The sequence below is a fragment of the Bradyrhizobium sp. 33ap4 genome, assembly GCF_032654765.1.
Taxonomy (GTDB): Bacteria; Pseudomonadota; Alphaproteobacteria; order Rhizobiales; family Xanthobacteraceae; genus Bradyrhizobium; species Bradyrhizobium australafricanum.
Window position 1 is genome coordinate 46,566 of the sequence record NZ_JAUMTJ010000029.1, and the last position, 22,836, is coordinate 69,401.

Here is a 22,836-nt window from a genome sequence, read left to right on the forward strand (position 1 = left end):
GTCGTTCGGCAGTGGGTTTATTGCCTCGATCGAGGCTGCAACGAAGGAGATTTTCTCCGGTATTTTTGCCCGCGCAACAACGCTCGCACGGCTGGCCGCTTGTGCGAGGGAAGCACCGGCGGAAGAGTTCCCTTCCGCCCTTGCGGGTATTCTCCCCCCGCAAAGCCCAGCGCTTGCACGATTTCTGAATATTGGAAATGTACCCCTGAGTTGCCCGACGCGTCAAGATGCCCGCTCGAACAGATGCCCGCTCGAACGCCGACAGCCGCCAGCTCCTTTGCATGGGGTTGTTTTCGATATTTTTGACCGCGCGCAGCCGCGGCCCCGCAGGGGCACTGCCGACCCTACCCCGGCATGAACCCGAACGCCTTCTCGAACCGTCTTGCGTAGACCGGCCAGACCTCGGGATTGATGATGCGCGGCGGGCGCTTGCCGTCGAGGGCATCGAGGATCTGCTCGGCGGCGATCCGGCCCATGTTGATGCGCGCCTCGCGGGTGACGCCGGCGGTGTGCGGGCTCGCCAGCACATTGTCGAACTGCAGCAGCGGATGATCCGGCGGCGGCGGCTCCTTGTCCCAGACGTCGAGGCCCGCACCCGCGATTCGCTTTTCACGCAGCGCTTCCTCCAGCGCCTTCTCGTCGTGGATGAAGCCGCGCGCGGTGGTGACGAAATAGGCGTGCGGCTGCATCAGCGCGAACTGGCGCGCGCCGATCATGCCGCGGCTGTTCTTGTCCAGCGGACACGAGATCGAAACAAAGTCCGCGCGACGCAGGAGATCGTCGAGCTCGACCTTCTCCCCGCCCCGCTTTGCCATCTCATCCGCCGTGAGATAGGGATCGTAGGCGATCACCTTCATGTGCAGGAGGCCCCTGCACAGCTCGGCGATGCGGCGGCCGACATTGCCGAGCCCGACGATGCCGACGGTCTTCTCCTTCAGCTCGTTGCCGATCAGGTCGTTGCGGTTGACATTGGCCTCGCGCCGCAGCCTGCGGTCGGACTGGATGATCCGCTTCGACAGCGTCAGCATCATGCCGAGCGCGTGTTCGGCGACCGAATTGGCATTGCCGCCGGACTGGTTGACGACAAGCACGCCCGCCGCGGTGCAGGCATCGACATCGACGGGATCGAAGCCGGCACCATTCGACGACACGATCAGAAGATTCGGCGCACGCTTCAACAGCTCGGCGTGGGCATGGAAATGCGGCGCCAGCTCATCGCGCGCCGCGCCGATCTGATAGGCATGCGCGTCGGCAAGAACCGGCGCGAACGTCGCCTCCGGCGTCTCGTTCTCGAGACGATCGAGCCTGACGTCCGGCCGCTTCTTCAGGATATCGACGTAGATCTCGTGGGCGAGGTATTTGACGTAGAACACGCGCTTGTTGTTGACGGTCATGTCTTCGAGCAGCTTTCAGTTTGGGAAGCCATAGAGTCGTGCGGGATTGTCGACGAGGATACGGTGCCGGGTCGCCGCGTCCGGCGTCCAGTCCTGGAACAGCGTCAGCAGATGGCCGGCGTCGGGCATTTCGCCTTCGACCCGCGGATGCGGCCAGTCGCCGCCCCACACCAGCCGTTCAGGATTGGCTGCGACCAGCGCTTCGTGGAATGGCCGCGCATCGGGATAATCGGGCGCCCGCCGGCTCAGGCGATGCGCGCCCGAGAGCTTGGTCCAGCACCAGCCTTCGTCCACCGCACGCAGCAGGCTCTGAAAGCCCGCGGTGTTGATGCCGGCGGCAGCATCGGTGCGGCCCATGTGATCGACCACGACCGGCAAGCCGAGCGTCTTCAGCGTCGGGATCGTGTCAGGCAAATCCTTCACGTCGATCCAGAGCTGCAGATGCCAGCCGAGTTCGGCCATCACGCCCGCATGCGTCTCGGCAACGTTCAAGGGAATGCCGCCGCGATAGTGCAACTGCCCGCCGCGGAAGAAATGGTTGAAGCGCAGGCCGCGGACGCCGAGCACATGCCATTGCCGCAGCGTGCCTGCCGCCACATCGGCATCGGCCACCGCGACGCCGCGCAGCCGCGCGGGCTCACGCTGCAACGCATCCAGCATCGCCGAATTGTCGTGGCCGTGCGCGCTGCCCTGCACCAGCACGCCGCGGGCGAAACCGAGTGCATCAAGCATGCCGAGATAGGTCGCGAGCGGCGCGTCCGGCGGCGTGTAGCTGCGATCGCCGGCATAGGGGAAGCGGTCAGCCGGGCCGAACACATGCGCATGCGTATCGCAGGCCTTCGGCGGCAGCTTGTCTCTGGGCGGCGTCACCGGACGCGGCGGCAGGCAGGCGGGAATTTTTGACGCGGCCATCGTCTACTCCGCCTTCATGCCGGCGGCCTTGATGATCGGCCCCCATTTGTCGTAGTCGGCCTTGATCTTGGCGGCGAACTTGTCCGGCGCGGAGCCGATCGGGATCGCACCGAGCTTGCCGAGCCGCTCCTTCACGGCATCGGTGTTCACGGCCGCGACGAAATCATGCGAGATCTTGGCGACGAGGTCGGCCGGCATGTTGCCGGGCCCGAGCAGCCCCCACCACACTTCTGTGTCGTAGCCGGGCACGGTTTCCGACATGCTGGGCACGTCAGGCAGGAACGGCGCACGCGAGCCGGTCGTCACCGCCAGCGCGCGAACCGTGCCGGCCTGCAGCTGCCCGACCGATTCCGGTCCGTTGTTGAACGACATCGGAATTTGCGCGCCGAGCAGATCGTTGATCGCCGGCGCGCCGCCCTTGTAGGGGATCGCGTCGAGATCGATCTTGGCGAGGCTCTTGAGCAGCTCGCCGGCCAGATGGGTCGAGGTGCCGTTGCCGGCATGGGCGAAGGACAGCCTGCCCGGCTTCGCCTTCGCCGCAGCGATGACGTCGGCGACCGATTTGAACGGCGAATCCGCGCGCACCAGCAGCACGTTCGGCGACGACGCCAAGAGCGAGATCGGCGAGAAATCCTTGAAGGTGTCGTAGGGCAGCTTTGGATAAAGGAACGGATTGGTGGCGTGGCCGCTCGCCACCATGATCAGATTGTAACCGTCGGGCGCGGAGGTCGCGATCGCCTGCGAGGCGATCACCCCGCCGGCGCCGGGCCGGTTCTCGACCACGATCGACTGCGTCCAGGTCTTCGACACTGCTTCGGCGAGCGTGCGCGTCAGCACATCGACGCCGCCGCCGGGCGGATAGGGAACGAGAATATGAACGGCCTTGGCCGGGAACGCCTGCGCGGACGCAAGGCCGGCCACAAAAATGGCCGCTGCCGCAATGGCGGTCCGCCAGACCCATCCGGCCATCGACGCCTCCCGTCCCTTTTTCGTTACGCCTGTATCCCACGTTGGTCCGGCGCTGCGATGGCCGAATTCCGCAGATCGCGTTGCGGCCGCGACATGTTGACAATCGCAGGCACCGCGTCAAGTTTCGTGCGGCAAGCGGCCACCAGCGTCGCACGAGCAGGGAGAACAGGATGGCGGCCGCGGAACAAGCCTCGTCCCAGAAGACGGCGACCACCTGGCACGGCATCGTGCTGCAGACGCTGAAGCGGAACGAGATCAAGCTCGTGCCCTACGTGCCCGACCGGGTGCTGACCACGCTGATCAAGGACCTGCACGCCGATCCCTACTTCACGACATTTCCGACGGCGCGCGAGGAAGAAGCGGTCGGCATCGTTTCCGGTGCCTGGATGGCGGGCACGCGCGGCGCGGTGCTGATGCAGACCTCGGGCTTTGCCACGCTGGCCAATGTGCTGGCCTCGCTCGCGGTGCCCTACCAGATCCCGCTGATCATGTTCGTCTCCGAGCGCGGCACACTCGGCGAGTTCAACTACGGCCAGGCGCTGGTCTGCCGCACCATGCGCCCGGTGCTGGATTCGCTGGCCATGGAGCATCACACCATCACCCGGCTCGACGAGCTCGAATTCATTGCCGACCGCTCGATCAAGCAGGCCGTCACCACCCAGGCGCCGGTGGCACTGATACTCTCGCCGCTGCTGACCGGCGGCAAGACCTTCGACAAGTGAGATCAGCCATGACCAGCACCCCCGCGCGCAACACCAAGGTGATGAACCGCTTCGAGCTCACCCAGCGCCTCGTCGCCGGGCTGAAGGACGAGGCCGTGGTCGGCGGCATCGGCAACACCAATTTCGACCTCTGGGCCGCCGGCCACCGCCCGCAGAATTTCTACATGCTGGGCAGCATGGGGCTGGCGTTTCCGATCGCGCTCGGCGTCGCGCTGGCGCAGCCGAAGCGGCGCGTATTCGCACTCGAAGGCGACGGCTCGCTGCTGATGCAGCTCGGCTGCCTCTCGACCATCGCGACACTGGCGCCGAAGAATCTCACCATGGTGGTAATGGACAACGGTATCTACCAGATCACGGGCGCGCAGCCGACGCCGGCCGCCGGCCATACCGATATCGTTCAGGTCGCAATCGCCAGCGGCATCGCGAGTAGCTCATGGGCCGCCGACGAGGACGATTTCGAGCGACTGATCGAGCAGTCGAAACAGGCCTCCGGCCCAACCTTGATCGGCGTCCGCATCGACGACAAGCCCGGCACCGGCACCACCCGCCGCGACCCCGTGCAGATCCGCGAGCGGTTTATGCATGGGATGGGGGTGAGGCAGCTGCTCTAGATAAGAAGGCGCCTGCGACCGACGCATCCGTCATTGCGAGGAGCTCGCGACAAAATTGCAGAGCAATCTTGCGCTGAAGCGACGAAGCAATCCATGCATCCGCGCATGCGGCTGGATGGATTGCTTCGCTGCGCTCGCAATGACGGCCGTGGCCACTCAATTCAACCTCAGCTCCGTGATGTGCCGCGGATCCGGCGCGAGCTCGCCGCGCTCGACGCGCTTGACGATGTCGGTCAGCGCGGCATTGGCATTGCAGGTGATGCCGAGCTTCTCGCCTTCGCGAACCACGAGCCCGTTGAGGAATTCGATCTCGGTGCGGCGGCCCTTCTGCATGTCCTGGCCCATCGAGGGACGCTGCGCCAATGAGGTGCGCTTGGCATCCTTGAAGCGCTGCTCGTCGCAGGCACGCGTTGCGGCCTCGTCGCCCTCGCCGGCGCGGGCGATGGTCTCGGGCGGCAGATGCAGGATCTCCTCCAGCTGATAACCCTGCGCCTGGCCGACGCGGATCGCCTCGCTGCCGAGCCGGGTCGAGAAGCGGCGCAGCGGTTCGCTTTGCAGCACCTCGCCGCCCGCCAGACCCGTGCAGGCCGAGAGCCCGTTGCCCATCACGTTGGCGACGAGCTTGGACCAGCGCTCGCCCCAGAGATTGGAGGTGACCTTGGCGCTGTCGGAATAACCGACCAGGCGGCAGACTTCCTCCGCCCGCGCGGTGATCCGGCCATGCACCTCGCCGGCGCGAAACACGGTGTGGGCGGCCCCGCCCTTGCCGGCGCCGCGGTGGATATGGCCCGGCTCCGGCAAATTGACGGTGATGCTGCTCGCGATGCAGCCGAGCGTCTTGCCCCAGCCGACGATGCCGGCGATGGTCTCCTCGTTCATACAGTTCTGCAGCGAGACGACGTAACCGTCCGCCGCGAGATATTGCCGGATCAGCATGGTGGCCCAGGCGGTGTCGTAGGACTTCATGCAGACGAAGGCGATGTCGACCGGTTTCTCTTTCGCCAGCTGCTGCGCGTCGGTGACATCAAGCGCGCGCACCGGCACCGAGAATTCCGCGACGTCCATCGCGTGCGTGACGCGCAGGCCGTGCTTGCGCATGTGCTCGACATGCGCGGGCCAGGGATCGATGAAGGTGACGTCCTCCCCCGCCTGCACCATATGCGCACCGGCGTAGCCGCCGACAGCGCCCGCGCCGACGATCGCGATCTTCCGAGCCATGCTTCCATCCCCTGTTCTTGATTGAGACGAACGCTGGCTGCGTCCATCCGTTGCGGATCAGTCTAGGGGATCGCGGCGTCAGGCCAACCGGTCGCTTCATGAAAAAAGCGGGCCTGTGCCATGCCAGTATTCATGGGACTCAGGAAAATCCCCGCGGGCGATGGGCCCGCGAGGATCTTCGTAGTCAGACGTCTCGACGCGATCAGTCGATGATCTTGACGATCCGGCGGGTGCGCGGCTCCACGATCACGCGGCGATCATTGACGACCGCATAGCGATACTCGGTGTAGCGCGGCACCGGGCGCAGCACGACGGTGTCGGGCAGCGGCTCGCCGACGACGACGCGTTCACGCACCACCACCGACGGCTCGTTGCGCGGGATCGACGTGATCACCGCATTCGGAATCTCGAGGCCGGCGCCGACCGCGGCACCCACCGTGCCGCCGACGATCTCGCCGACAGGCCCCGCGATTTCGCCGCCAGCCCGCGCGCCGTTCGCGGCACCCGCCGCGGTCGTGGACTGCGCGAAGGCCGAGCCGGACGCGAGCAGCGACGCAGCAGCGACAAGGGACACAGCAAAACGCTTGTTCATGATTCTCCTCCTCCGAATTGATCGATGCCCCCTCAACATCGCAAGCAACGAGAACGTTCCAGTTCCAACGCTGCAACCCGCGCAACGCCAGTTCCGCGCGCAATTCGCTTGATTCCGGCACGAACGAAAATGCTGCTCCGAACAACCTTCGAAGCAGCATTCATCCTGGGTTCAGATTCAGAGATCGTGCAGAACAGACCGCACTGCGCGCCGTTCATTCCGGCGATTTTTGATCGGCTCGCCGTCTCGGAGCTCGCCGTCTTGGCGGCGGTGCAGCCGCTGGCTTGATGCGAATTCGCATCGTCCCGCCTTTCGACTCGATCTCGAAAGCGTTGGTCCTGCGCACCAGTTCGCCGAGGGTGCGGAAGCCGTAGGTCCTCTGATCGAAATCCGACGCGAAATTGGCCAGCTGCCGTCCGACCTCGCCAAGCGTGACCCAGCCGTCTTCGCTCGCCATCTGGCTGATGACCTTCTTGATGATCGGCGTGGCAGCCTCCGGCGGCTGCAACGGCTGCGCCCGCACGGCGGCATCCTGATTGCTCGGCGCGCCGCCGCGCAGATTCTCGGTATAGACGAACCGGCGGCAGGCCTGCCGAAAACTCTCCGGCGTCTTCTGCTCGCCAAACCCGAACACGTCGATGCCGTGCTCGCGGATGCGGGCGGCAAGCCGGGTGAAATCGCTGTCCGACGACACCAGGCAGAAGCCATCGAACCGGCCGCTGTGCAGCAGGTCCATGGCGTCGATCACCAAGGTGATGTCGGATGCATTCTTCCCGGTCGTATAGGCGAATTGCTGCTGCGGGATAATGGCGTGCTTCGACAGGATGTCGGCCCAGCCCTTGGACCTCGGATTGGAGAAGTCGCCGTAGATCCGGCGCACGCTGGCCTCGCCGATCTTGGCGATCTCCTCGAACAGCCCATCGGCGATCTTTGCAGATGCGTTGTCGGCGTCGATCAGGACGGCCAGACGAGGCGAACGGAGTTCGGAAGGCATGGCATTTCTCGGCTGGGACAGGATGAATGGACAATTCCGCAGACAGCTGCGGAACCGGCGCAGCTGCCGTATCGGAGCACATCGCGCGTCCCAAGCATAGGCGGCATCGCCAAGACGTCGCGGCGATGCCAGCCTTGAGGCGGCGAGGTCAGATCACCTCGCCCAAGTCGATCGCCCGCCTGGCGAACTCGATGGCCTTCTCGGCGGTGATCGCGTCCGCTGTGGTCGTCGCCTCGTCGCGCACTGACGGCGGCGAAGCGATCCGGATCTTCTTGCCGTTCGAACGGCGGATGGTCGCGCGCCAGCGATCGATGTCGCGCCGGTAGGCATCGATGACAAAATCCCGATAGGCGACACCGCTCATCAGCGGCTGAATCGATACCGCTTCGACAGTGAGCGGCCGGCTTGCGATGTCGCGCACCATCTCGACAATCGTCTCGACGGCATGCTCACGCGCGACGCCGGTCGCGTCCCTGAGCAGGTAGTTCACCGCCGCGCCGATCTGCGCCCTCGCGCGATCGTCGCTCGCAAAATCCAGATCGGCCTGAACTGACATATGGGGAAAACGCCTCCGCCCGACGCAACATCGGATACCTCCAGGCATCCGGCACCTTGCAACAACGTGACGTTTAGTCGGCTCCCCATTAAAGCCGGATTATCTGTTAGCCCCCGATTTCTCGGATGCCGTTAACCGGCTCCTGATGCCGCTTCACAGGATGCCCGACGCGACAAGGATGGTCGGCCGGATCACGGGAGGACCGCGCTACGCGCCGATGTGTCCGCGGCCCGTCCGGTGCGGCAGCCCGGTTCGCGCACGCCAGTTTGTGCGTGATCAGCAATTGACATATCACTGCTATCTGTGTGACATTTTATTAAAAGGGCCGACAAGAGCCAATCAATGTCCACTTGGGGAGGCAGCAATGACCATTTCCGACGTCACCGCGGCAGCCGGAAGCCGGGCTCCGGCCGCCGTTGCGCGAACCGCGCAGGCGCAGCAGGTCGCCGATATCGCGGCGCGGCTCGAACGCCTGCCGCTCACCTCCTATCAGCGCTGGATCTTCGGAATCATCGCGACCGCGTGGTTCTTCGACAGCATGGATCTGGCCGCGCTCACCTTCGTGCTCGGTTCGATCCGCCAGACCTTCGGCCTGTCGACGGCGGAAACCGGGCTGCTGTCCAGCATGAGCTTCCTCGGCATGTTCGCGGGCGCCGCGTCCGCCGGCCTGCTCGCCGACCGTTTCGGCCGCGCCCGCGTCTTTCAGGTCAGCATGATCTTCTGGGGACTGGGCAGCCTGTGCTGCGGTCTGTCCACCACGGCGACCGCGCTCGGTGCATCCCGCCTGCTGCTCGGCTTCGGCATGGGCATGGAGTTTCCGGTCGCGCAGTCGATGGTCTCGGAGATCATGCCGGCGCGCAACCGCGGCCGCTACATCGCGTTCCTCGAAGGATTCTGGCCGCTCGGCTTCATCGCGTCGGGCTTGTTGACCTACTTCGTGCTGCAGGTCGCCGACTGGCGCTGGGTCTTCATCCTGCAGGCAATCCCGGCCGTGTTCGTGCTGGTGGTGCGCCGCTTCGTTCCGGAATCGCCGCGCTGGCTTGCGTCCCACGGTTATTCGGAGCGGGCCGAAGCGACCGTGCGCGACATCGAATCCAGGGTCCGCGACCGTCTCGGCGGCAAGGAGCTGCCGCCGGTGGTGCGCCAGGTGGCCGCCCCCGCGTCCGAAGTGACCGGCCTGAGAACGCTGTTTTCGGGCATCTATGCCAAGCGGACCACGATGTTGTGGACCCTGTGGTTCTTCGCGCTGCTCGGCTTCTACGGCCTGACCACGTGGCTCGGCGCGCTGCTGCAGGCCAAGGGCTTCCCGATCACCAAGTCGGTGTTCTACACCATCCTGATCTCGCTCGCGGGGATTCCCGGCTTCCTGGTCTCGGCGTGGCTCGTCGAATCCTGGGGCCGCAAGGCGACGCTGGTGATGAACCTGCTCTGCGGCGCGATCGCCTGCCATTTCTACGGCTCGGCGGCGGACCAGACCCAGCTCATCATTGCCGGCCTCTGCATGCAATTCTTCCTGTTCGGCATGTGGTCGGCGCTCTACGCCTATACGCCCGAACTGTACCCGACACATGTCCGCGCCACCGGAACGGGCTTTGCCTCCGCGGTCGGCCGAATCGGTTCGCTGATCGGCCCCTATGTGATCGGCGTGATCCTGCCGGCGGCCGGACAAGGCGGCGTGTTTGCGCTCGGCGCCGGCGCGTTCGTGGTGGCGGCGCTTGCGGTGCTGTTGCTCGGCGAGGAAACCCGCGGCCGGACGTTGGAAATCATTTCGCACTGATGGGCGCGCGGCGCGCCGTCCGATTCGGCGCGGCGCCGATCTACCGGCCTTGTCATTGCCATCGGGCGTGTGAGATATCTGCTGTACAGCAGCACTCACGATCCTGATGGTAAATTCGAGCAAACGATCCAGCACGGTGCGCGTGCGCACAGCAGGAAGCCGCCGGCCGGCACGGCAATCGTCCGCCGCCGGCGACAAGCCGCGCGGTTCCGCGCCGGCCCCGCTCCCGCAAAGCGACGTCACGCTCACCGATCGCGCCTATGCCGAGCTGGAAGAGCTGATCGTGACGCTGCAACTGCCGCCGGGCACCGCGCTCTCCGAGCTCGTGCTCGCCAAACGGCTCAACATCGGCCGAACCCCGATCCGCGAGGCCTTGCAGCGCCTGTCGCGCGACGGCCTCGTCAACATCCTGGCCCGCCGCGGCGTGCTGGTGTCCGAGATCGACCTCAGGGCCCAGCTGCGCCTGCTCGAAGTCCGGCGCGAGCTGGAACGGCTGATGGCGCGCGGCGCCGCCGAGCGCGCCACCAGCGAGCAGCGCACCCAGTTCTCCGAGATCGCCGCCGGCATGCGGCGCGCGGCGGAGAAATCCGACGACCTGCTGTTCATGCGGCTGGATCACCAGTTCAACACCCTGATCTCCGCGGCGTCGCGCAACGAGTTCGCCTCCCGCGCCATGGGCCTGATGCATGGCCTGTCGCGCCGGTTCTGGTACCAGCATTACAAGGAAGCGGCCGATTTGCCGCTCGCGGCGCGGCTGCATGCCGACGTCGCTGAAGCCATCGCCGAGCGCCGCGTCGACGCCGCGGGCGCGGCGTCCGACAGCCTGATCGACTACATCGAGAGTTTTGCACGTTCGACGCTGTAACGGCTCTCAGAGCTCGACGACCGTACGGATCGAACGTCCGCGCCGCAGCGCCTCGAAGCCGTCATTGATGCTGTCGAGGCTGCAGCGGCCTGTGATCAGTTCGTCGAGCTTGAGCCGGCCGTCCAGATAGGCCTGCGCCAGAAAGGGAAAGTCGCGCCGTGGCCGCGCGCCGCCATAGCTCGAGCGGCGAAATCGCTTCTCGCCCATCAACGCGCCCCAGCGAAAACTCACGTCCCGCGTGACGTCGATCTTGCCGAGCCAGATCACCTCGCCGCCCGGCCGCACCGCCTCCGCGGTCTGCCGAAACGCCTTGGGATGGCCCGCCGCCTCGAGGATGACGTCGGCGCCGCGGCCGCCCGTCGCCTGCTTTGCGAACTGGACCGGGTCCTCGCGGGCCGCGTTGACGACGTGCGTGGCGCCGAGCTGCCGCGCCAGCGCCAGCTTTGCATCATCGAGGTCGACCGCGATGACAGCACCTGCGCCGGCAAGCCGGGCGCCCTGCACCGCTGCCAGCCCGACCGCGCCGCAGCCGGTGACCATCACGGTATCGCCGCGACCGATGGCGGCGACGTTCAGCGCGGCGCCCACGCCGGTCATGACGCCGCAGCCGATCAGGCACGCGCGGTCGAACGGGATGTCGTTCGGCACGACGATCGCCTGCTGGGCCGGCAGCACGACATATTCCGAGAACGCGCCGAGGAACATCAGGTGCGTCAGCTTGCGTCCGTCCGCGAGCTGCGCCTTCGATGCGCCGTCGAAATGCACGCCTTCCGCGCCCCGCGCGAGATAGGTCTCGCACAGGATCGGCTGCGCGCGGTCGCAGTGAAAGCAGTGCCCGCAATGCGGATTCCAGGACAGGATGACGCGATCGCCGACGCTGATGTCGCGCACCGCGCTGCCGATTTCCTCGACGATGCCTGCCGCCTCGTGCCCGAGGATCATCGGCAAGGGATAGCGCAACGATCCGTCGATGACTTCGAGATCGGTGTGGCAGAGCCCCGCGGCACGCACCTTCACCACGACGTCGGTCGGCATGGGCGGCGCAAGCGATACGCGCTCGACGGAAAGCGGCGTTCCGCTTTGATGCAGCACCGCCGCGCGACAGGTCAGGGTCATCTCAAGAATTCTCTGCCGGGGGCATCAGCACGGGCTCAGGCCGTCTGTCCGGAGCGCAGCGCCGCAACCGCCTCGTCGAGATCGGCCGAGGAGAGCTCCCATTCATTGTCGAAATTGGCGACGACGCGCCGCATGAAGCACTCGTGCAGCGCTTTCGCAGCAGCGGCATCGTGCAGATGGTCATAGAGCAGCGCGAAGGCCAGTTGTGCCGGCTCGGGCCCTTCGTAGCTCCATTCAAACCCATGCTCGGTGAGACGAAGCTGGTCGTAATGCGGTGACAGCGGCTTGCCGTCGACCAGCACCGAAATGCCGTCGATGGTGCGGTCCCCGGTATAGCTCGCCATCGGATCCTCCCTGTGCTGCAGCATCATATCAGGAGCTCGGTCAGGATCCCGGCGGACGCATCTTGAGGTCCTTCTTGACGACCTCGGGGAAGATCCACATCGCGACCGTGGCGAACACGCCGAGGAAGGCGACCGCATAGCTCGGTCCCTGCTGGCCCAGATAGACCATGAAAAAGTATCCGCAGGCTGCCGTGGCGAGGCAGGCCAGCGACAGCATGAGCTTGATGTGGCTTGGCATCGAGACCTCCCTTCAGGTTATCCACGTGGAAAAGGACGGCGCGGCGACGCGGACCAGCAGCGCGAGCGCGGCGATCATGGCGCAACAGGACAGCCGCAATCCCGCGCGTCCGTCGCGCCACCATTCCGGCAGCGCCTGAAACAGCCCGGGTAGAAACAAGAACAGCACGCCGCCGACGACAACGATTGTGGTCCAGCGCAATTCGGCCAGCGCGAATGCCAGCGTGCCGGCGAGCAGCATCACCCACAATGCGGTGGTCATCGTCACCGGCAGGACGGCGCGCCCGCGCAGCGGGTACATCCCGGCCAGTTGCAGGAAGCCGATGCAGCACACGCTCCACAGCAGGCCGAACCAGGCGAGACCGGCGAGATTGGGCTCAAGCTGCGGCATGCGGCACCGATTGCTCCTTCGCCATGACCCGCGGCGTCCGCGCCGTCCGGCGCATGTCGGTCTTCACATGGCGCGTGCTGTAGCCGTTGAAGATGTGGCCAAGCAGGCCGCGATTGAGATCGGAGGTGCCGAACACATAGTCCATCACCGGGAAGGTCAGGTTCATGTTCCGCTCCATCATGATCGACTGGTTGTGATGGGCGGTATGATGCCGGCGGATGGTGTTGACGAACGGCATGTTGCGCACGAAGGCATTTTCCTCGACGTGGCAGCAGAAATGCATGAACTCGTAGATCAGGTACATCGAGGTCGTCGTGGTGATCAGCAGCCAGCCGGTGTTGGCCGAGATCACAAGGCCCGCGACGATCGCCGGCGGGATCGACATCAGGGTAAACACCACGAGCGCATAGGGCGGGAAGAAGGTGACGCGCCAGTCGTGATGATCGGCGAAGCGCATCTCCTCCTCGGTGAAGAACTGATGGTGCATCAGCGTGTGGCGGCTGTAGATCGCGCGCAGCAAGGGCACATTCGAGGGCCGGTGCATGACGAAGCGATGCACCGCCCATTCGAAGAAGTTTGCGATCAGGAAGACCACGGGAATGGTGAGGTATTCCCACCATTTCACGTCGCGCACATTGGCCAGATAGACGTACAGCGCCGTGAAGCCGATCGTGTAGATCAGCACGACATGCAGCCAGCCATTGTACCAGCCCACCACGCGCTCGCGGTAGGTCGCGCGATATTTGCGCTGGCGGTCGGTCATCCCTGTTGCAGCCAACTCCATCGCGGGTCCCTCCGTCATTGATCTGATATATCAGTAGCACATCAGATGCGGAAGGCAAGCTTCGTCAGCCGCGCGCGGGTCCGGAAAAGAAGATGGTGCGGAACCCGCGCTGGAAGATCAGGAAGGCCTGGCTTGGTTTCGCGCGATCGGGCTGGTCGCGCCCTTCCCGTTCATCTCGGCGGCCCATTGCAGATGGGGGCGGCCTGTGGTATTCGACAGATTCAGAAGATCAGAGCAGGCCCGCGCCGCGCGCCCACTTGTACTTGGCGCCGAGCACCTCGACCGGGAGTTCGGTCGAATAGGCGTAGGCCGGGATGCCGTTCTGGTAGAGATACTCGGCGGCTTCCTCGACCTCGACGTCGCCGGCGAGCGAGGCGACGATCGGCTTGACGAAGCCCTTGGCCTCCATCTCCTTCTTCACCTCGACCATGTTGCGCGCGAACACCATCGGCGGCGTCACGATGGTGTGCCAGTAGCCGAGGATCAGCGCGTGGATGCGCTCATCCGACAGGCCGAGCTTGACCGTGTTGACGTAGGTGATCGGCGGCTCGCCGCCGGTGATATCCACAGGATTTCCGGCCGCGCCGAACGGCGGGATGAACTTGCGGAACGCCGCATCGAGGTCCGGCGGCATCTGCATCAGCGACAGGCCATTGTCGACCACGGAGTCGGAGAGCAGCACGCCGGAGCCGCCGGCGCCGGTGATGATCAGCACGTTCTCGCCCTTCGGCGTCGGCAGCACCGGCACGCCGCGGGCGAATTCGAGCAGCTGCCGCAGGCTGCGGGCGCGGATCACGCCCGACTGCTTGAACACGTCCTCGTAGATCTTGTCGTTGCCGGCGAGCGCGCCGGTATGCGACGAGGCCGCCTTCGCGCCCGCAGACGTGCGCCCGGCCTTGAGCACGACCACCGGCTTCTTCTTGGAAACGCGCTTGGCGGCTTCGGCAAATGCGCGGCCGTCCTTCAGGTCCTCGCAGTGCTGCGCGATCAGGTTGGTGTTGGGATCCTGCTCGAAGAAGGCGAGCAGATCGTCCTCGTCGATGTCGGACTTGTTGCCGAGGCCGACGATCGCCGACACGCCCATCTTGGCCGAGCGCGAGAAGCCGATGATCGCCATGCCGATGCCGCCCGACTGCGACGACAGCGCGGCGTGGCCCTTGACGTCATAGGCGGTGCAGAACGTGGCGCAGAGATTGGCCGGGGTATAATAGAAGCCGTAGATGTTCGGCCCCATCAGGCGGATATTGTACTTCTTGCCGACCTCGACGATCTCGGCCTGCAATTCCGGCGCGCCGGCCTCGGCAAAGCCCGAGGGAATCAGCACCGCGCCGGGGATTTTCTTCTCGCCGCATTCGGCGAGCGCGCCGGCGACGAATTTCGCCGGGATCGCGAACACCGCCGTGTCGATCACGCCGGGCACGTCCTTGACGCTCTTGTAGGCCTTGTAGCCGAGGATCTCGTCGGCCTTGGGGTGGATCGGATAGATCTCGCCCTTGTAGCCGCCGTTGATGAGGTTCTTCATCACGGAGTTGCCGATCTTGCCGTCCTCGGCGGAGGCGCCGATCACAGCAACGCCCTTCGGCTGCATGATTCGGTTCATCGCGGCGACGATCTCTTCGGTCGGACGCGGCGCCGGGCGCGGCTTGTAGTTGAAGTCGACGACGATGCGGACGTCGGCCGCGATCGCGTTCTTGCTGGTGGCGAACACCGGGTTGAGGTCGAGCTCGACGATCTCGGGGAAATCGCTGACCAGCTGCGACACCTTGACGATGACGTCGGCGAGCGCCTCGCGATTGACCGCCTCGCCGCCGCGCACACCCTTCAGCATCTCATGCGCCTGGATGCCGTCGAGCATCGACAGCGCATCGTCCTTGGTCGCGGGCGCGAGGCGGAAGGTGATGTCCTTGAGGATTTCGACCAGCACGCCGCCGAGACCGAAGGCGACCAGCTTGCCGAACGAGCCGTCGGTGATCGAGCCGACAATCACCTCGGTGCCGCCGCCCAGCATCTGCTGGACCTGGATGCCCTCGATCTTGGCGTCGGCCTTGTACTTCCTGGCGTTGGCGAGAATCGTCTCGTAGCTCTTCTCGGCCTCGGCGGCGCTCTTGACGCCGACCACCACGCCGCCGGCCTCGGTCTTGTGGAGGATGTCTGGCGAGACGATCTTCATCACGACCGGGAAGCCCATGTCGGAGGCGATGCGGGCGGCCTCGGCCGCCGACTTGGCGACACCCTCTTTCGGCACCGGAATGCCGTAGGCGTCGCAAACCACCTTGCCTTCGGGCGCGGTGAGGCTCGTGCGCTTGTCGGCCCTGACCGCATCGAGAATTTTGCGGACCGCATCCTTCGAATTTGACATTGGCTTCCTCCTGGGACAGATTTCGTGGCATTTGGTATGCCAAAAACGCAATTGTCAAGGTCGGTCGAGGTCCAAAAAGATCGAAAAATATAGGCAGCTTGACATTCTGGTATTTGGCATGCCAAAAATCTAAGGTAATTTCTTCTGCTAAGAAGACGTCTCCAAGAGGAGGAGACGAGTCGTGCCAGAACCGAAACAGACCAAGGCGTCGCCCACCATGGCTGACACAGATATCGCCATCGTCCGGATCGCGCCGGAGACGAGCTTCAAGAACAAGGCCTATGAGGCCTTGAAGGAAGCGATCCTGAAGATGGACATCTACGCGACGCCGGAGCCGGTGATGCTCGACGAGCGCGCACTGTCCGAGCGCCTCGGCGTCAGCCGCACGCCGATCCGCGAAGCGATCGCGATGCTCGAGCAGGACGGATTCGTGAAAACCGTGCCGCGCCGCGGCATCGTCGTGGTCCGCCGCACCAAGGCGGAGATCGTCGACATGATCCGCGCCTGGGCGGCGCTGGAGAGCATGGCGGCGCGCCTGATCACGACCACCGCGCGCAAGAAGGACATCTCGGCGCTGCGCGACTTCTTCAAGGACTTCAGCGACGATCGCCTGCCGCAGGATCACGTCGAGGAATATTCCAAGGCCAACATCGCCTTCCACCAGGCGCTGATCTCGCTGTCGGAATCGCCTGTTCTGGTCGACCTCACCAATGACCTGCTGCTGCATGTGCGCGGCTATCGCCAGCTCACGATCGGCCGCAAGGACCGCACCGCGACCTCGCTGCCCGAGCATCTCGGGATCATCGAGGCGCTGGAAGCGCGCGACACCGAGCTTGCCGAGAAGCGCGCGCGCGACCACACGCTTGGGCTTGCCGCCTACGTCGAGGCGCACGGCCAAGAATTATTCACGTAGAGAACCGTTCACTTAAATTTGAGAGTCCACACCCGCTTCAGACGACAATCAGATCGTCCGAACAAAGAACGATCAGGGAGACGATGCCGATGCTGAATACCGCAACGAAGTCCGAGGCACCGGGCACCGAGCAAGAACTGACCGATGGCTTCCATCTCGTCATCGATGCGCTCAAGCTCAACGGCATCGACACCATCTATGGTGTGCCGGGTATCCCGATCACGGACCTGGGCCGCATGGCCCAGGCGGCGGGCATTCGCGTGCTCTCGTTCCGCCACGAGCAGAATGCCGGCTACGCGGCTTCGATCGCCGGCTTCCTGACCAAGCGGCCCGGCGTCTGCCTCACGGTGTCCGCGCCCGGCTTCCTCAACGGCCTCACCGCGCTCGCCCACGCCACCACCAACTGCTTCCCGATGATCCTGGTCTCGGGCTCGTCCGAGCGCGAGATCGTCGACCTGCAGCAGGGCGACTATGAAGAGATGGATCAGCTCGCGATCGCCAAGCCGCTGTGCAAGGCCGCGTTCCGCGTGCTGCACGCCCAGGACATCGGCATCGGCCTCGCGCGCGCGATCCGCGCCGCGGTGTCGGGCCGTCCCGGCGGCGTCTATCTCGACCTGCCCGCAAAGCTGTTCTCGCAGGTGATGAACGCCGACGCCGGTCAGAAGTCGCGAGTCAAGGTGATCGACGCCGCGCCCGAGCAGATCCCCTCCCCGTCTTCGGTCAAGCGCGCGCTGGACGTCCTGAAGAGCGCGAAGCGTCCGCTCATCATCCTCGGCAAGGGCGCGGCCTACGCGCAGGCCGACGAGGCGATCAAGAATTTCGTCGAGAAGAGCGGCGTGCCGTTCCTGCCGATGAGCATGGCCAAGGGCCTGCTGCCCGATCTGCATCCGCAATGCGCGGGTGCGGCGCGCTCGACGGTGCTGAAGGAAGCTGACGTCGTGATGCTGATCGGCGCCCGCCTCAACTGGCTGCTCTCGCATGGCAAGGGCAAGACCTGGGGTGAAGCCCCGAAGAAGTTCATCCAGGTCGACATCGAGCCGAAGGAAATGGATTCCAACGTCGAGATCGTCGCCCCCGTGGTCGGCGATATCGGCTCCTGCGTGTCGGCGTTCCTCGACGCCATGGGCGCGAACTGGACCGCGGCGCCCACGGACTGGCTCTCGACCATCGCCAAGAAGCGCGACGACAACGTCGCCAAGATGGCGCCGAAGCTGATGAGCAACGCTTCGCCGATGGATTACCACGGCGCGCTCGGCGCGCTGCGCGCCATCATCGCGGAGCGTCCGGACACCATCTTCGTCAACGAGGGCGCCAACACGCTCGACCTCGCCCGCGGCGTTGTCGACATGCACAAGCCGCGCAAGCGGCTCGACGTCGGCACCTGGGGCGTGATGGGCATCGGCATGGGCTATTCGATCGCCGCTGCGGTCGAGACCGGCCTGCCCGTGCTCGCGGTCGAAGGCGACAGCGCGTTCGGGTTCTCGGGCATGGAGATCGAGACCATCTGCCGCTACAGGCTGCCGATCTGCGTCGTGATCTTCAACAATGACGGCATCTATCGCGGCACCGACGTCAACAGCGCCGGCGACGATCCGGCGACCACCGTGTTCGTCAAGGGCTCGCGCTACGACAAGATGATGGAAGCCTTCGGCGGCGTCGGCGTCAACGCCACCTCGCCGGACGAGTTGAAGCGCGCGGTCAATGCAGCGCTGGATTCCGGCAAGCCGACGCTGATCAACGCGGTGATCGATCCGGCGGCGGGCTCGGAGAGCGGCCGCATCGGCAACCTCAATCCGCAGAGCGTTCTGCAGAAGAAGAAGTAACCCCTAACCCCCATCACTCCCTGCGGGTGCAGGGGCATATAGAGTACGGAGCAAACATTATGACCAAGGCGCTGAAGGGCGTTCGCATTCTCGATTTCACCCACGTCCAGTCGGGTCCGACCTGCACGCAATTGCTGGCCTGGTTCGGCGCCGACGTGATCAAGGTCGAGCGTCCCGGCGTCGGCGACATCACGCGCGGCCAGCTGCAGGACATCCCGAACGTGGACAGCCTGTATTTCACCATGCTGAATCACAACAAGCGCTCGATCACGCTCGACACCAAGAACCCGAAGGGCAAGGAAGTGTTGACCGCGCTGATCAAGCAGTGCGACGTGCTGGTCGAAAACTTCGGCCCCGGCGTGCTCGATCGCATGGGCTTCCCCTGGGAGAAGATCCAGGCCATCAACCCGAAGATGATCGTCGCCTCGATCAAGGGTTTTGGCCCCGGCCCGTATGAGGACTGCAAGGTCTACGAGAACGTCGCGCAGTGCACCGGCGGCGCTGCCTCGACCACCGGCTTCCGCGACGGCCTGCCGCTGGTCACCGGCGCGCAGATCGGCGACAGCGGCACCGGGTTGCATCTCGCGCTCGGCATCGTCACTGCGCTGTACCATCGCACCCACTCCGGCAAGGGCCAGCGCGTCACCGCCGCGATGCAGGACGGCGTGCTCAACCTCGCCCGGGTCAAGCTGCGCGACCAGCAGCGGCTCGCCCACGGTCCGCTGAAGGAATACAGCCAGTTCGGCGAAGGCATTCCGTTCGGCGATGCCGTGCCGCGCGCCGGCAACGATTCCGGCGGCGGCCAGCCCGGCCGCATCTTGAAGTGCAAGGGCTGGGAGACCGATCCGAACGCCTACATTTACTTCATCACCCAGGCCCCGGTCTGGGAGAAGATCTGCGACGTGATCGGCGAGCCGACCTGGAAGACCGATCCGAACTACGCCAAGCCGCCGGCCCGCCTGCCGCGCCTCAACGAGATCTTCGCCCGCATCGAGCAGTGGACGATGACCAAGACCAAGTTCGAGGCGATGGAGATCCTCAACAAGGACGACATCCCCTGCGGTCCGATCCTGTCGATGAAGGAGATCGCCGAAGACCAGTCGCTGCGCGCGACCGGCACCGTGGTCGAGGTCGATCATCCGACCCGCGGCAAGTACGTCTCGGTCGGCAACCCGATCAAGCTCTCGGATTCGCCGAGCGACGTTCAGCGCTCGCCGCTGCTCGGCGAGCACACCGACGAGATCCTGCGCGAGGTGCTCGGCTTCAGCGATCACCAGGTCGCCGAGATCCACGACTCCGGCGCGCTCGACCCGCCGCGCAAGCAGGCGGCCGAGTAAAGGCAGCGCTCAAGCAGAAACACGAATGGCCGCGGGCAACCGCGGCCATTTTGTTTTGGGAGGAACTTGCGGTCCCGCGCCGCTGTCGACCGCACGCCGGATCAACCACCCTCGCCGCTCTCGCCTTCGCCGCCCTCATCGCCCGGCACATATTCCAGGATATCGCCCGGCCGGCAGTCCAGCTCGCGGCAGATTGCCGACAGCGTCGAGAAGCGCATCGCCTTCGCCTTGCCGGTCTTCAGGATCGACAGGTTCTGGATCGAAATGCCGATCGCGTCCGCGAGGTCTCCGAGGCGGCGCTTGCGCTTTGCGAGCATGACATCGAGGTTCACCACGATGGGCACAAGCATCACCCTCAGATCGTCAGATCGTTTTCGGACTGCAACAGGATGGCCTGCTCGATCACGAATTTCAGCGCCATCAGGAACACGCCGCCTGCGACCGTGCCGACGTCGACGCCGTAGCTCGGCAGGAAGAACTTGATGTCGCCAAGCTGATACAGCGCATAGGTCACCGCGATGGTCGTGATCGTATCCACAAACGGCCAGACCACCAGGAAGATCCCCATCCACCAGACACCCTGCAGGTTTCGGACACGAAGATCCGTCCGTTGGCGAATCGGTTCACCATGCGATGTAGGATGCCGATCAGCACGGCGTAAAACGATACCCCAAGCGCGAACAGCGACCAGAACAGCACCTGGCCCTTGGCCGACATGGTGAGCGGGTTGGCGACGATGCTGGCGCACTTCGCCTGCTCGCCGATCAGGCTCTCGGCGATCGTCGCCGACGCCGTGGTGGTGCGGTAATAGGCCAGCCACAACACCACCGGCAACGCCGCCCAGATCAACCAGAACGCCCGATCGAGCCTGCGAAACCAGAGCTGGCGCTGCTCACGAACCGATTTCCCCATCGCACCCATCCGAAAAATTCTTTGCCAAAAAGCCGGTACGGCCGGATTGCATCATGCCCAGGCAATGTCATTGACTCAACCTTAAACGTGATTTAGTTCATGTTTATCATGAAGTTTTTCATGAAGAAGGTGGATGATGACGGTAATCCCAGACCAAAACGGCCTGCGCAAGGCCCTGAAGCAATTGATCCACGCTCACCTCACGCGCCGCTTGATCGTGGCCGCGTTCCACATCCCGCTGCTCGGCAGCCCCGCCGATGCCGCCAAGGCGAGCGACAAGGCCAACGATCCGGCCGGCGTCTGGCTGACCCAATCCGGCGACGCCAGGATCAAGGTCCACCGCTGCGGCAGCGCGCTGTGCGGCCGCGTCGTCTGGTTGAAGGAGCCGACAGACAGGGCCACCGGCAAGCCGCAGCTCGACGACAAGAATGCCGATCGCGCGCAGCGCACCCGACCGGTCATAGGCATGTCGCTGTTCATCAACATGCAGCCCGCCGGCCCGAACAAATGGGCCGGCCGGATCTACAACGCCGACGACGGCAAGACCTATGAGAGCTCGGTGACGCTGGTGTCGCCGGGCACGCTGAACGTTCGCGGCTGCATGGGAACGCTGTGCGCCGGCGAAGACTGGACGCGGTGAAGCGAATGCGGTGAAGGGACTTGGCCCCGACCCTTCATCGGCCAAGAAGAAAAGCAAACCCGCTCACTCGAGGCCGCCGCATTTGGGCGGCCTTCTTTTATGAACGCGCCGCCCGCCTCAATCTTCGAGGCCGAGCTTCCACAGCGGCGGCAGATCGGCGAAGGGCGGCGTGGTGTGGGCGATGACGATCGCGGCGCGCCGGCTGTCGGAATCGATCTTGCTGTTGATCGCCTTGACGTGCGCCTTCACGGAATCGAGCCCGACGCCGAGGATAGCAGCGATCTCTTCGTTCGACTTGCCCTGCGCGATCCACGACGCCACCTCGATCTGGCGCGGCGTCAGCGCGGGAAATGCCAGACGCAGGCGGTCGCTCGGTGTCAGCGCCGCAGCGTTCGCTCCTGCGCCTGGCGGTAGCCGCGTAGGATGTGCGGACGAAAACCCTGCATCCGGTCGCGCTCCTCGTCGCTGAACGCCGGCCGTCCCACCACGCGATGCCCGACAACCGTGACCACATAACCGGCGTGCTCGAACGCGATCCCCATGATCCGCCGCGCCCCCGACGGCAGGAACACCTCCTTGGCAATCGGCAGCTCGACGAATTCCTCGTCGCTGAAGAAATCCGACTCGCGCAGCGCGCGTTCGCCATAGAACGCCGGATCGTGCTGCCAGAACGGATGCGAGTGCATGTGCTTCGCAAACGCCTGCATGCCGCGGGCACGTTCGGACGATGGAACTCGGTGAAGCTCACCACCTCCGCATCGACCAGGCGGCCGACGCCGGCGAACAGGCGGTGGCCTGGCAGTACGCCTTCGGCGACGTGACCCCGACATCGGCGCTCGCGTTCCAGGGCCTGGGAACCGGATTCACCGTGGCCGGCGTGCCGCTGGCGCGGAACGCGGCACTGGTCGAAGGCGGCCTCGACCTGCGGGTCACACCGCAGGCCAGCATCGGCATCGCCTATGTCGGCCAGCTTGCCGACCGGGTCCAGGACCACTCGGTAAAGGCCAGTTTTAGCTGGAAATTCTGACCCGGCGTCGCCGCCTGGCTCCCGCCCCATCCACGCCGATCCGGAATCCGATCCGCCGATTTTGCTGCATTGCACAGTCGTGCATGCTGCCATGCAAACAAGTCCGTTGTATCTGGCATCTGGTATACATAGTTTGGCTGCAGATGATGCGCCGGCCCATTGCTGGCCTCCAATGAAAGGGGACACCAATGTCCAAGACCACTGTACTGACGCTTGCGCCCTCCTCCACCCTGTTCGGCCGCCTGCTGGCCTCGATCGACCGCCTGCTGATGAAGAGCGCGGAGATTTCGAATCGCAACGGCGACCTGCCGCGCTTCGGCCTCTAAGCCAAGGGATTTCCGGC

28 protein-coding genes are annotated in these 22,836 nt (G+C 64.9%); 10 read left to right on the top strand and 18 right to left on the bottom strand.

Annotated elements, in window-relative coordinates; genetic code table 11:
* Nucleotides 1-344: 344 nt before the first annotated feature.
* Genes Q2M23_RS22580 through Q2M23_RS22590 form a run of 3 tightly spaced genes read right to left on the bottom strand, consistent with a single transcriptional unit; the run spans nt 345 to nt 3,275 of the window.
* Nucleotides 345-1,394: a hydroxyacid dehydrogenase gene (locus tag Q2M23_RS22580; protein WP_057020283.1), complete on the bottom strand. Its 1,050-nt coding sequence runs from the start codon at nt 1,392-1,394 to the stop codon at nt 345-347.
* A 15-nt stretch (nt 1,395-1,409) separates the two neighbouring features.
* Entirely contained in the window at nt 1,410-2,306 is an 897-nt protein-coding gene (locus tag Q2M23_RS22585) for an amidohydrolase family protein (RefSeq protein WP_316397094.1), read from the bottom strand.
* Nucleotides 2,307-2,309: 3 nt separating this feature from the next.
* A complete protein-coding gene (locus Q2M23_RS22590; protein WP_316397095.1) occupies nt 2,310-3,275 on the bottom strand; it encodes a tripartite tricarboxylate transporter substrate binding protein in 966 nt (321 codons plus the stop codon).
* Between the two features lie 170 nt (nt 3,276-3,445).
* Here Q2M23_RS22590 and Q2M23_RS22595 point away from each other — a divergent pair, with 170 nt between their 5' ends.
* A complete protein-coding gene (locus tag Q2M23_RS22595; protein WP_050405122.1) occupies nt 3,446-3,997 on the top strand; it encodes a thiamine pyrophosphate-binding protein in 552 nt (183 codons plus the stop codon).
* Between the two features lie 8 nt (nt 3,998-4,005).
* Complete coding sequence (locus Q2M23_RS22600) at nt 4,006-4,608, top strand: thiamine pyrophosphate-dependent enzyme (RefSeq protein WP_316397096.1); 603 nt, start codon at nt 4,006-4,008, stop codon at nt 4,606-4,608.
* A 156-nt stretch (nt 4,609-4,764) separates the two neighbouring features.
* On the opposite strand, the gene Q2M23_RS22605 is transcribed toward Q2M23_RS22600, so the two are convergent.
* From Q2M23_RS22605 to Q2M23_RS22620, 4 genes are all read right to left on the bottom strand, one after another.
* Nucleotides 4,765-5,826 (bottom strand): 2-dehydropantoate 2-reductase, encoded by a 1,062-nt coding sequence (locus Q2M23_RS22605; RefSeq protein ID WP_316397097.1) that lies wholly within the window; start codon nt 5,824-5,826, stop codon nt 4,765-4,767.
* A gap of 202 nt (nt 5,827-6,028) precedes the next feature.
* Nucleotides 6,029-6,418 carry a DUF1236 domain-containing protein gene (locus Q2M23_RS22610; protein WP_016842369.1) on the bottom strand — a complete coding sequence of 130 codons (390 nt, stop codon included), beginning with the start codon at nt 6,416-6,418 and terminating at the stop codon, nt 6,029-6,031.
* Between the two features lie 214 nt (nt 6,419-6,632).
* Nucleotides 6,633-7,412: an NYN domain-containing protein gene (locus tag Q2M23_RS22615; RefSeq protein WP_057020277.1), complete on the bottom strand. Its 780-nt coding sequence runs from the start codon at nt 7,410-7,412 to the stop codon at nt 6,633-6,635.
* A 148-nt stretch (nt 7,413-7,560) separates the two neighbouring features.
* Entirely contained in the window at nt 7,561-7,968 is a 408-nt protein-coding gene (locus Q2M23_RS22620; protein ID WP_057020276.1) for a hypothetical protein, read from the bottom strand.
* 364 nt (nt 7,969-8,332) lie between these two features.
* Here Q2M23_RS22620 and Q2M23_RS22625 point away from each other — a divergent pair, with 364 nt between their 5' ends.
* Together Q2M23_RS22625 and Q2M23_RS22630 are read left to right on the top strand one after the other, a co-directional pair.
* Nucleotides 8,333-9,745, top strand: a complete 1,413-nt coding sequence (locus Q2M23_RS22625) for an MFS transporter (protein ID WP_316397098.1) — start codon at nt 8,333-8,335, stop codon at nt 9,743-9,745.
* A 106-nt stretch (nt 9,746-9,851) separates the two neighbouring features.
* Complete coding sequence (locus tag Q2M23_RS22630) at nt 9,852-10,610, top strand: GntR family transcriptional regulator (RefSeq protein WP_057020274.1); 759 nt, start codon at nt 9,852-9,854, stop codon at nt 10,608-10,610.
* A gap of 6 nt (nt 10,611-10,616) precedes the next feature.
* Here Q2M23_RS22630 and Q2M23_RS22635 read toward each other — a convergent pair whose 3' ends face one another.
* The 6 genes from Q2M23_RS22635 to Q2M23_RS22660 form a co-directional block, all read right to left on the bottom strand.
* Nucleotides 10,617-11,726, bottom strand: coding sequence for a Zn-dependent alcohol dehydrogenase (locus tag Q2M23_RS22635; protein ID WP_316397099.1), 1,110 nt, complete (start codon nt 11,724-11,726; stop codon nt 10,617-10,619).
* A gap of 35 nt (nt 11,727-11,761) precedes the next feature.
* Complete coding sequence (locus Q2M23_RS22640) at nt 11,762-12,070, bottom strand: DUF6166 domain-containing protein (protein WP_229189927.1); 309 nt, start codon at nt 12,068-12,070, stop codon at nt 11,762-11,764.
* Between the two features lie 40 nt (nt 12,071-12,110).
* The gene (locus Q2M23_RS22645) at nt 12,111-12,308 is read right to left on the bottom strand and encodes a hypothetical protein (protein ID WP_024579640.1); all 198 of its coding nucleotides are present in this window, start codon (nt 12,306-12,308) and stop codon (nt 12,111-12,113) included.
* A 12-nt stretch (nt 12,309-12,320) separates the two neighbouring features.
* Nucleotides 12,321-12,698, bottom strand: a complete 378-nt coding sequence (locus Q2M23_RS22650; RefSeq protein WP_057020272.1) for a hypothetical protein — start codon at nt 12,696-12,698, stop codon at nt 12,321-12,323.
* Entirely contained in the window at nt 12,685-13,482 is a 798-nt protein-coding gene (locus tag Q2M23_RS22655) for a sterol desaturase family protein (protein ID WP_316397100.1), read from the bottom strand. Before Q2M23_RS22655 ends, Q2M23_RS22650 begins: the two co-directional genes overlap by 14 nt.
* Before the next feature lie 229 nt (nt 13,483-13,711).
* Nucleotides 13,712-15,841: an acetate--CoA ligase family protein gene (locus Q2M23_RS22660; protein ID WP_057020270.1), complete on the bottom strand. Its 2,130-nt coding sequence runs from the start codon at nt 15,839-15,841 to the stop codon at nt 13,712-13,714.
* 217 nt (nt 15,842-16,058) lie between these two features.
* Here Q2M23_RS22660 and Q2M23_RS22665 point away from each other — a divergent pair, with 217 nt between their 5' ends.
* The 3 genes from Q2M23_RS22665 (at nt 16,059) to frc (ending at nt 19,914) form a co-directional block, all read left to right on the top strand.
* Nucleotides 16,059-16,754 carry a GntR family transcriptional regulator gene (locus Q2M23_RS22665; RefSeq protein WP_050387017.1) on the top strand — a complete coding sequence of 232 codons (696 nt, stop codon included), beginning with the start codon at nt 16,059-16,061 and terminating at the stop codon, nt 16,752-16,754.
* Between the two features lie 89 nt (nt 16,755-16,843).
* Entirely contained in the window at nt 16,844-18,577 is a 1,734-nt protein-coding gene (gene oxc / locus Q2M23_RS22670) for an oxalyl-CoA decarboxylase (RefSeq protein WP_316397101.1), read from the top strand.
* Nucleotides 18,578-18,636: 59 nt separating this feature from the next.
* Nucleotides 18,637-19,914 (top strand): formyl-CoA transferase, encoded by a 1,278-nt coding sequence (gene frc / locus Q2M23_RS22675; protein ID WP_057020269.1) that lies wholly within the window; start codon nt 18,637-18,639, stop codon nt 19,912-19,914.
* A gap of 101 nt (nt 19,915-20,015) precedes the next feature.
* Here the strand turns inward: frc and Q2M23_RS22680 are convergent, their stop codons facing one another.
* Genes Q2M23_RS22680 through Q2M23_RS22690 form a run of 3 tightly spaced genes read right to left on the bottom strand, consistent with a single transcriptional unit; the run spans nt 20,016 to nt 20,826 of the window.
* Nucleotides 20,016-20,264: a helix-turn-helix domain-containing protein gene (locus Q2M23_RS22680; RefSeq protein WP_082654019.1), complete on the bottom strand. Its 249-nt coding sequence runs from the start codon at nt 20,262-20,264 to the stop codon at nt 20,016-20,018.
* Nucleotides 20,265-20,269: 5 nt separating this feature from the next.
* On the bottom strand, nt 20,270-20,452 hold the full coding sequence (locus Q2M23_RS22685; RefSeq protein ID WP_316397102.1) for a hypothetical protein: 183 nt from the start codon (nt 20,450-20,452) through the stop codon (nt 20,270-20,272).
* The gene (locus Q2M23_RS22690; RefSeq protein WP_316397103.1) at nt 20,425-20,826 is read right to left on the bottom strand and encodes a hypothetical protein; all 402 of its coding nucleotides are present in this window, start codon (nt 20,824-20,826) and stop codon (nt 20,425-20,427) included. The genes Q2M23_RS22685 and Q2M23_RS22690 overlap by 28 nt, the downstream gene beginning before the upstream one ends.
* A 133-nt stretch (nt 20,827-20,959) precedes the next feature.
* Here Q2M23_RS22690 and Q2M23_RS22695 point away from each other — a divergent pair, with 133 nt between their 5' ends.
* Nucleotides 20,960-21,466, top strand: coding sequence for a DUF2147 domain-containing protein (locus Q2M23_RS22695; RefSeq protein ID WP_076833353.1), 507 nt, complete (start codon nt 20,960-20,962; stop codon nt 21,464-21,466).
* 117 nt (nt 21,467-21,583) lie between these two features.
* Here Q2M23_RS22695 and Q2M23_RS22700 read toward each other — a convergent pair whose 3' ends face one another.
* Nucleotides 21,584-21,787 carry a helix-turn-helix domain-containing protein gene (locus tag Q2M23_RS22700; RefSeq protein ID WP_168858127.1) on the bottom strand — a complete coding sequence of 68 codons (204 nt, stop codon included), beginning with the start codon at nt 21,785-21,787 and terminating at the stop codon, nt 21,584-21,586.
* 56 nt (nt 21,788-21,843) lie between these two features.
* Nucleotides 21,844-22,173 carry a hypothetical protein gene (locus tag Q2M23_RS22705; RefSeq protein WP_316397104.1) on the bottom strand — a complete coding sequence of 110 codons (330 nt, stop codon included), beginning with the start codon at nt 22,171-22,173 and terminating at the stop codon, nt 21,844-21,846.
* Nucleotides 22,174-22,193: 20 nt separating this feature from the next.
* Between Q2M23_RS22705 and Q2M23_RS22710 the strand changes: the two genes are divergently transcribed.
* Together Q2M23_RS22710 and Q2M23_RS22715 are read left to right on the top strand one after the other, a co-directional pair.
* Nucleotides 22,194-22,493 carry an autotransporter domain-containing protein gene (locus Q2M23_RS22710; protein ID WP_143271215.1) on the top strand — a complete coding sequence of 100 codons (300 nt, stop codon included), beginning with the start codon at nt 22,194-22,196 and terminating at the stop codon, nt 22,491-22,493.
* Between the two features lie 188 nt (nt 22,494-22,681).
* Nucleotides 22,682-22,819 carry a hypothetical protein gene (locus Q2M23_RS22715; protein ID WP_167350443.1) on the top strand — a complete coding sequence of 46 codons (138 nt, stop codon included), beginning with the start codon at nt 22,682-22,684 and terminating at the stop codon, nt 22,817-22,819.
* Nucleotides 22,820-22,836: the final 17 nt, after the last annotated feature.